At 51.2% G+C, this 7,574-nt stretch carries 7 protein-coding genes; 6 read left to right on the top strand and 1 reads right to left on the bottom strand.

The genetic code is table 11. The features are described 5' to 3' along the window. Nucleotides 1-200: 200 nt before the first annotated feature. From OB13_RS13685 to OB13_RS13670, 4 genes are all read left to right on the top strand, one after another. A complete protein-coding gene (locus tag OB13_RS13685) occupies nt 201-1,580 on the top strand; it encodes a DEAD/DEAH box helicase (protein WP_461490729.1) in 1,380 nt (459 codons plus the stop codon). A gap of 318 nt (nt 1,581-1,898) precedes the next feature. Next, the gene (locus OB13_RS13680) at nt 1,899-2,516 is read left to right on the top strand and encodes a hypothetical protein (protein ID WP_461490728.1); all 618 of its coding nucleotides are present in this window, start codon (nt 1,899-1,901) and stop codon (nt 2,514-2,516) included. A gap of 203 nt (nt 2,517-2,719) precedes the next feature. Continuing rightward, nucleotides 2,720-4,660, top strand: coding sequence for an AAA domain-containing protein (locus tag OB13_RS13675; RefSeq protein ID WP_461490727.1), 1,941 nt, complete (start codon nt 2,720-2,722; stop codon nt 4,658-4,660). A gap of 122 nt (nt 4,661-4,782) precedes the next feature. Next, entirely contained in the window at nt 4,783-5,295 is a 513-nt protein-coding gene (locus tag OB13_RS13670; RefSeq protein WP_461490726.1) for an FKBP-type peptidyl-prolyl cis-trans isomerase, read from the top strand. Nucleotides 5,296-5,346: 51 nt separating this feature from the next. Here the strand turns inward: OB13_RS13670 and OB13_RS13665 are convergent, their stop codons facing one another. Next, nucleotides 5,347-5,934: an acyl carrier protein phosphodiesterase gene (locus tag OB13_RS13665; RefSeq protein ID WP_461490725.1), complete on the bottom strand. Its 588-nt coding sequence runs from the start codon at nt 5,932-5,934 to the stop codon at nt 5,347-5,349. A gap of 125 nt (nt 5,935-6,059) precedes the next feature. On the opposite strand from OB13_RS13665, the gene OB13_RS13660 reads away from it, so the two are divergent. Both OB13_RS13660 and OB13_RS13655 read left to right on the top strand, forming a co-directional pair. Then, nucleotides 6,060-6,554: a pyridoxamine 5'-phosphate oxidase family protein gene (locus OB13_RS13660; RefSeq protein ID WP_461490724.1), complete on the top strand. Its 495-nt coding sequence runs from the start codon at nt 6,060-6,062 to the stop codon at nt 6,552-6,554. Between the two features lie 122 nt (nt 6,555-6,676). Further along, entirely contained in the window at nt 6,677-7,414 is a 738-nt protein-coding gene (locus OB13_RS13655; RefSeq protein WP_461490723.1) for a spheroidene monooxygenase, read from the top strand. The last annotated feature ends 160 nt before the right edge of the window (nt 7,415-7,574 follow it).

The raw sequence follows: 7,574 nt of genomic DNA, 5'->3' as shown, positions 1-7,574 counted from the left end.
TACCTATACCTATACCTATACCTATACCTAACTCATCCTGACTCCAATGTCTTTAGGTGCTTCTGCCGGCACTGTTCAAGGTATGGGAGTTAGAAAATCAAAGAAGATGGCAAGTTCAAAAAGGAGTACAAGGACGGATCTGGTGCATGTGCGTAATAGGAGCTTAAATGCGTACCTTTGCTGCGAACGTACTTATACCTATGTCATCTTTTGAAGATTTTAAACTCAGCCCTGCCCTGCTGCAGCAATTAGCCGGGCTGAATTATCATACCCCCACTCCCATTCAGCAAGCCGCCATTCCGATCCTGCTGAAAGGAAACGATGTCGCAGGACAGGCCGAAACCGGCAGCGGTAAAACAGCCGCCTATGGCTTGCCCATCCTGCACCAGGTCAACCCGGAACTGCAGGCGGTTCAGGCATTGATCATTGTGCCTACCCGGGAACTGGCCGTGCAGGTGCGCCAGGAGCTGAAACAATTTGCACAGCAGATCTCCAACCTGAAGATCAGTGCTTTTTACGGTGGGCACGCCTTTTCCCAAGAGCGGGCATCGCTTGCCTTCCCGCCACAAGTGCTGGTGGGTACACCTGGCAGACTCACGGACCATTTATACCGGCGCACGCTTGACCTGAGCCAGGTGAAACAGCTGGTGCTGGACGAAGCAGACAAACTGCTGGAAATGGGCTTTGCCGAAGAGCTGGATCAGATCATAGAAGCTCTGCCGCCCAAGCGACAGTCTATCCTATTTTCGGCCACCATGCCGGAAGCCGTGAACAAACTGATAACCGAATCGCTGCAGAAGCCGCAGTTCGTACAGGTATCACCCAATGCTATACCTGACCAGGTTAAACTGATGGGTATAAAAGTGCAGCAGGCCGAAAAGCAGCAGGCTCTCCTGGCTTTGTTAAAAGGTATAAATCCGGCAGGTACGGTTGTTTTCTGTAATACCCGAGGGGCTTCGGATGAGGTAGCCGGTATGCTCCGCCAACAGGGCTTTGCAGCCAATGCGCTGCACGGCGGTATGGAGCAGCCGGACCGTGACAAAGCCATGACCCTCTTCCGCAACAGCACCACGCAGGTACTGGTAGCTACCGATCTGGCAGCACGCGGCCTCGACATCGCATCCCTCAATACCATCATCCACTACGAACTGCCTGATGACGAAGCTGCCTACCTGCATCGCAGCGGCCGTACCGGCCGGGCAGGCAGAAACGGTGTAGTGTATACCTTTGCTACACAACGCGACGAGAAGACGCTGCGCGAATGGGGCCTGGTGCGTATGGACGAATGGCTTACACCCGATTTGCTGGCTGCACGCGCCTCGGAGGCAACGCCTGAGGTGGCGGAAGACTTCACAACCCTGCACATCAATGCCGGCAGAAAAGATAAACTCAGCCCCCGCGACATAGTAGGTGCCCTGATCGCCGAAGCAGGCCTGAAAGCCGACCAGATCGGCAAGATCGAAGTACAGGACAAGGCCAGCTTTGTAGCCGTACCGACCAGCCACAGCCAGCACATTGTGACAGCACTCGGCAATGGCAAGATCAAGGGCCGGAAATTCAGAGTAAGCATCGTTTCTTAAGCGAAATTTTTCCTGTATACCCGATCTTTTGTTGCTCGGGGCCGAAAGATTAAATTTATAAGATTAAATCCATAAAAGCCCGGGCCATCTGTATGCGCAGAAGGCCCAGGCTTTTGGTAATGACTCCTTGCGGACTGTGCCTTAATTTCTTTTGTTGCCGCAACTTTTGGAACGGCTTTTTTGGCGCCTCAGGATCTGGCAAATGCGGCTCGTTTTGTCCGTGCTGATGCTTACTTTTTTAAAGACCCTGTCAAAATAAATTTCACCTAATCCAATAAGGTTGCCCATCTTTGCGTGATAAAGTAAATCAACGGTATAATGATGAGGAAACTACTGGCAATCTTTTTTTGCTGCCTCTGGTTTGGAGGCGTACAGGCACAGGATCAGACAAAGACTCAGCAACAGACACAGACGCAACAGCAGCAACAGGTTAAAGAGGACAAGCTGGCCCGCCTGATGAGTGAGCGCGAACAACTGATATTGGAATATCAGTATTACAGCCAGCAAAACAGCAGTTTCTGGGGCAAGCAGTCCAAGAAAGACCTGATCAATATCGTCAACACGCTCAAAGAAATTATCCGGAAGGATTCTGAACTGATCTCAGCTGTGAAAGAGGTCAGTATCCGGAAGATTGCAGAAAGCACCGTTGAAAGCCAGCGCACAGGCAAACAGACAGTACAGGACGAGCGCCTGATCAACAACCGTATAGCAGACCTGCAGGGCCAGATCAAGACGCTGCAGAGCCAGAGCAAAAAGCGGGAACGTGTCATCCTGGATCTGCAGGAGCAGCTGAAAGCAACCGACGAGGTGCGTTACGGCAAGGACAGGGTTATTGCTATCCTCTCCGTCGTAGGCTTTATATTGTTTCTTTATGCCGTTTTCCTGCAGGTACGACTCAGCAAAAAAGCTGCTCCCAAAAAACGCAAGAAAGCCTAGCCACGTAAGCAGCGTTGGTATCGCGGCAAAATGTATTCCGAAAATCAGGTATAGGTAATTCAGGATACATTCTCATTGGAACAGGAATTATTTACCGTATACTTTTTGTTATAAAACGATGCCTTTCAGCAGGCGGACATGTTTGAAATAAAAGCAAATGACAAGGCTGGCGCTTCTACACCAGCCTTTCTTTTTTGATTTAGATGATCGATATTTTCAAGGAACTGAAGCAGGTACAGGAACTGCTCAAAATAGAACAGGAAGAAGACCGGCAGCAGTATAAACTCAAAGCCCTTAAAAGCACCATTAAGGAGCGGAAGGCCATGGGTTTGTGCTGGTATCCGGTGGTGATTTCCAAAGAAGAGATAGGGTTTGGCAACAAGGTGGTGCTGGAACTGGAGCGTACTTCGGACCGCGACCAGCTGCACCTGTTTCAGACCGGCAAAACGGCTTCGCTTTTTGGTAACAACGGCGAACGGACCAGCCTGAGTGGCGTGGTAGTGGGCCTCAAGCGCAACAAAGTACTGTTGGCGACCAACAAGGAGGACCTGCCCGACTGGGTGGATGGGGGCAAACTGGGTGTGGAGCTGACCTTTGACGAGATGAGCTACCGCGAGATGGAGTATGCGATGAAAAAGGTGCAGGAAGCGCAGGGCAACCGCCTGGCGGAGCTGCGCGATATACTCCTGGGCATCAAACCAGCTACCTTCACAGATGAGCCTCTGGATGAAATTCAGGTGCTCAATGAGTCCCAGAATGATGCGGTACGTAAAATAGCCCAGGCCCGGGATGTAGCCATCATTCACGGTCCTCCGGGTACCGGCAAAACAACTACGCTGGTACAGGCGATACTCCATACCTTGAAAACGCAGAAGCGTCTGCTGGTAACGGCTCCTTCCAACACGGCCGTCGACCTGCTCACGGAGAAACTGGCCAATGAGGGCGTCAATGTGATCCGGATCGGAAACCCTTCGCGGGTGTCGGATGTGCTGCTGGAGCATACACTGGATGCGCAGGTTATGGCGCACCGTGCTTTCAAGGATCTGAAGAATCTGCGTAAGACAGCTGCCGAGTATAAGCGCATGGCCTTCCAGTTCAAGCGGCAGTTCGGGCACCAGGAGCGCGCGCAAAGGCAACTTTACAAAGCCGAAAGCCAGCGCCTGCTGGATGAAGCCGATAGTGTGGAGCACTACATCACGGATGACCTGCTCGACAACGTGCAGGTCATCACCTGTACGCTGGTGGGTGCCTCTAACAAGGCCATACGCCACCTGAGCTACGATACCGTGTTCATAGACGAAGCGGCCCAGGCGCTGGAGCCCGGCTGCTGGGTGCCGATTACGCGTGCCAACCGCGTGGTACTGGCCGGCGATCACCGGCAGCTTCCGCCTACTGTTAAGTCATTGGAAGCGGAGAAAGGCGGCCTGAGCGTGACCATGTTTGAGAAGTGCATCGAGCGGCAGCCGAATGTATCGGTCATGCTCAAGACGCAGTACCGCATGCATCATCAGATCATGGAGTTTTCGAACCAGCAGTTCTACAACGGCGAACTGGTGGCACACGAAAGCGTCCATAGCAGCGACCTGCATGGCTACAGTTCGATTTTTGCGCCGGACATGGCGGTCGAGTTCATCGATACGGCAGGCTGTGGCTTTAACGAAACGGACATGCCCGAAACCATGAGCTCCGCCAACCCCGAAGAGGCTGATCTGCTGCTCAACCACCTCTCACTTCTGCTCCGCAATTACCAGGAAGATGAGGAAGTGGCTCCTTTGAAAATCGGAGTGATTGCGCCTTACCGTGCCCAGATCAACTACCTCCAGGATAAGGTAGAGCACACGCCGCAGCTGCATGAGCTGGTCAAAAAGCGGCAATTGTCCATCGGTACGGTCGATAGTTTCCAGGGGCAGGAACGCGATATCATCTGCATCAGCATGGTACGGAGCAACGACAGAGGCGAGATCGGGTTTCTGGCAGACATCAGGCGCATGAACGTAGGCATGACTCGTGCCCGCAAAAAGCTGATCATGGTGGGCGATAGCGCTACCTTGTCCCTCCATCCTTTCTTTGCGGATATGCTGACCTATATGGAAAGTATCGGGGCATATAAAAGTGCCTGGGAACTAACTGAGAGCCTGCCCTAACGTAGGTAATAGAGTAAAATAAATTCAGACAAGGCTGCAGACAGGTTCAGAAAGTATTTCAAGCGCTATGGTTCTCCGGTTAAACTTTCTACCTTTCTGACGCGAAATAAAAAAATAAACCCATGAAAATTGAAAAAAACAAGGTGGTTACGCTCTCGTACGAGCTTCGTATTCAAAACGAAAAAGGTGAGCAGAGCCTCGTAGAAATAGCAAATGATGATAATCCGATGGTATTCATATACGGCATGAGCGGCCTCCCGGAACAATTTGAAGAGAACCTGGACGGACTGAATGCCGGTGATGCTTTTGACTTCAAACTGGAAGCTGAAGATGGCTATGGTGATTATGATCAGAATGCGGTAGTGGAGCTTCCCAAAAGTGTGTTTGAGATAGAAGGCAACGTGCCGGACAACATGCTGGAGGAGGGCAACTTCATCCCGATGGCAGATAGCGAAGGCAACCAGCTACAGGGCCGTGTCGCTGAAATTAAAGACGATGTGGTCGTAATGGACTTCAATCATCCGCTGGCCGGCAAAGAGCTTAACTTCAAAGGCAAAGTGGAGAAAGTCCGCGACGCTACACAAGAAGAGCTGGACCACGGCCACGTACACGGCGAAGGCGGCCATCACCATTAAGAATAAAAACTTTCAAAAAAGGAGCTCCCGCAAGGGCAGCTCCTTTTTTATTTACTCAAGTCCCTGCTTCACCTCTCCCACATAGGCAATCAGTTCCGGAAAGAAAACAGAAAAATCCGCATTATATAGCCTGTAATTCAGGCGTAACTCCTCTCCTGCCGTCTCCATACCTGATTCAAAAGTCGTTCTCCTGCTGAGCCCGCCCAAGGCCTGCCCTATACCTGCTATCTCGGCATAGGAAAGCAGCCAGTTCTGCTTCATCATGTAAGGAAAGAAATACTGTACCTGCTCCGGCAGATGCTCCAGATGCCGGTTGATCATGGTATAAATGCGGGAGGTATAGCTCTCCAACGACTCAGACGAAAACTCTTCAAACCGGCTTGCCAGGAAATGATCGAAATACAGATCGGCCACTACAGGGGCATACTTCTTATAAAGTGGCCGCAGCCGGGCCTTTGTCTCCCCAACCACCGGGTGCGTGTCGGTATAGGTATCGATCAGGCGGTGCAGCCTGATGCCGCGGGCTATACCCGGGCTATAGCGGGCGGCCTGCTTTCCTTTGACAGCATCGGCTATGAAGTTGCCCAGCAGGAGTTCTTCGTCGCTGCCGGATAGAAATATATGGGCCAGGTAATTCAAGTTAATTCGGTATTGGTATAACAAATACTTTTTTGCCTGGTTGTAAAGCAGGCAGGTATGGGAGACCAACTCTTTGCAGGATGCTCCCGTACTCAATTACAAATCCAATTTACAACATTATCGCTATGAAAAACGAACCAAAAGAGAATCTGAATAAGTTAATAGAACTCATCAAGGACATAGACTTCACGATGATGACCACCGTCGATGACGATGGATGCCTTCGTAGCCGCCCCATGAGTACGCAAAAAGTAAGTGAGGACGGGGTGATGTGGTTTTTTACCGGTTATGAGTCCGGCAAGTCGCACGAGATAGAACATGACTCCCATGTTAATCTCAGTTACGCGAAACCTTCAGACAACGTGTTTGTATCCGTTTCGGGCAAAGCGACCCTTACCAAGGACAGAGCCAAAATAGAAGAGTTGTGGTCACCTGCGTTAAAAGCATGGTTCCCAGGCGGTAAAGACGATCCCAATGTAGGGCTTATTAAAGTTGTGATTGAGAACGCTGAATACTGGGATTCACCCAATAGCGCCGTGACGCACCTGATCGGTTTTGTCAAAGCGACGTTATCCGGAGAGAGCTATGATCCGGGCGAAAACAAAAAGATCAATATGTAGCCTTCACCCGGAAGCGTACATAAAAACTGAAGCACCTGCCGAACAATTGTGTATGGCAGGTGTTTTTGCTGAAAGCATTTTATAACTTGCTGTTCCTCCTACCCTTTTAATTCCAACTACCCTTGCGATCCTTCACCAGTAAAACCGACCGCCTCACCACCCTGACCCTTTTCGGTTTCAGGGACGGCCACATCCGATGGGGATTAGCCCAGATGGGTACCTCCGGTGCGCAACTTAACCAGGTTCCGGGTATCTTATTTTTCAAGCTGCTGGGCAGCGGGCATGGCAAAGGCTTCAGCATCAAACCTAACCTGAAACGCTATGGCCTGCTGTGCACCTGGGAAAGCGAGGAGGCAGCTGATGAATTCCTGGAACGTTCGGAACTGATGCTCGAGTACCGCCTGCATAGCAACGAAATCTGGACCGTGAAACTACTCCCGCTGCAGGCGCATGGGCTTTGGGATAAGCTGCAGCCTTTTACGCCCCAGCTGCAACCGGAAAAACCGGATGGCCCTGTGGCCGTACTGACGCGTGCTTCCATCAACTGGTTGGCCTTACCGGATTTTTGGCGCTATACCCCCAAAACTAGCAAAGCGCTGGAGAAGGCCGAAGGGCTGATCTGCTCCATCGGTCTGGGAGAGTTGCCGCTGGTACGGCAAGCTACGTTCAGCGTATGGGAATCAATAGAGGCGATGAAACAGTTTGCTTATCAAGATCCGCTGCACCTGGAAGTCATCAAACGGACTCGTGCAAAAAAATGGTACAGCGAAGAACTCTTTGCCCGATTTAAACCGGTCGATAGTCAGGGCTTCTGGAACGGGGTTGATCCTTTGGCAACCCCGGTAGCTGCCAGGATCTAGTTGCAGGGTGTATTGCTTTTTATATCTGCCCTCCCCTTAGCGTTTGAACCGGTTCAGTATATCTTCCATCAGGTCTACCTGAATTTGTTGTATCTCGAGTAGCCGCTGGTTCTGGTGAACGATCAGGTGGTCAATTTTTTCGTGGAGCAGCCTGATTTCC

Source organism: Pontibacter sp. HJ8 (genome assembly GCF_054824225.1).
The sequence above is the reverse complement of the archived record's forward strand: the minus strand, read 5'-3'. Positions and strand labels throughout refer to the sequence as shown.

Bases quoted from the DNA above. Each gene is read 5' to 3' on its own strand.
- OB13_RS13680 (WP_461490728.1), top strand. From the start codon at position 1,899: ATGATGAGGAAACTACTGGCAATCTTTTTTTGCTGCCTCTGGTTTGGA.
- OB13_RS13670 (WP_461490726.1), top strand. From the start codon at position 4,783: ATGAAAATTGAAAAAAACAAGGTGGTTACGCTCTCGTACGAGCTTCGT.
- OB13_RS13660 (WP_461490724.1), top strand. From the start codon at position 6,060: ATGAAAAACGAACCAAAAGAGAATCTGAATAAGTTAATAGAACTCATC.
- OB13_RS13675 (WP_461490727.1), top strand. From the start codon at position 2,720: ATGATCGATATTTTCAAGGAACTGAAGCAGGTACAGGAACTGCTCAAA.
- OB13_RS13685 (WP_461490729.1), top strand. From the start codon at position 201: ATGTCATCTTTTGAAGATTTTAAACTCAGCCCTGCCCTGCTGCAGCAA.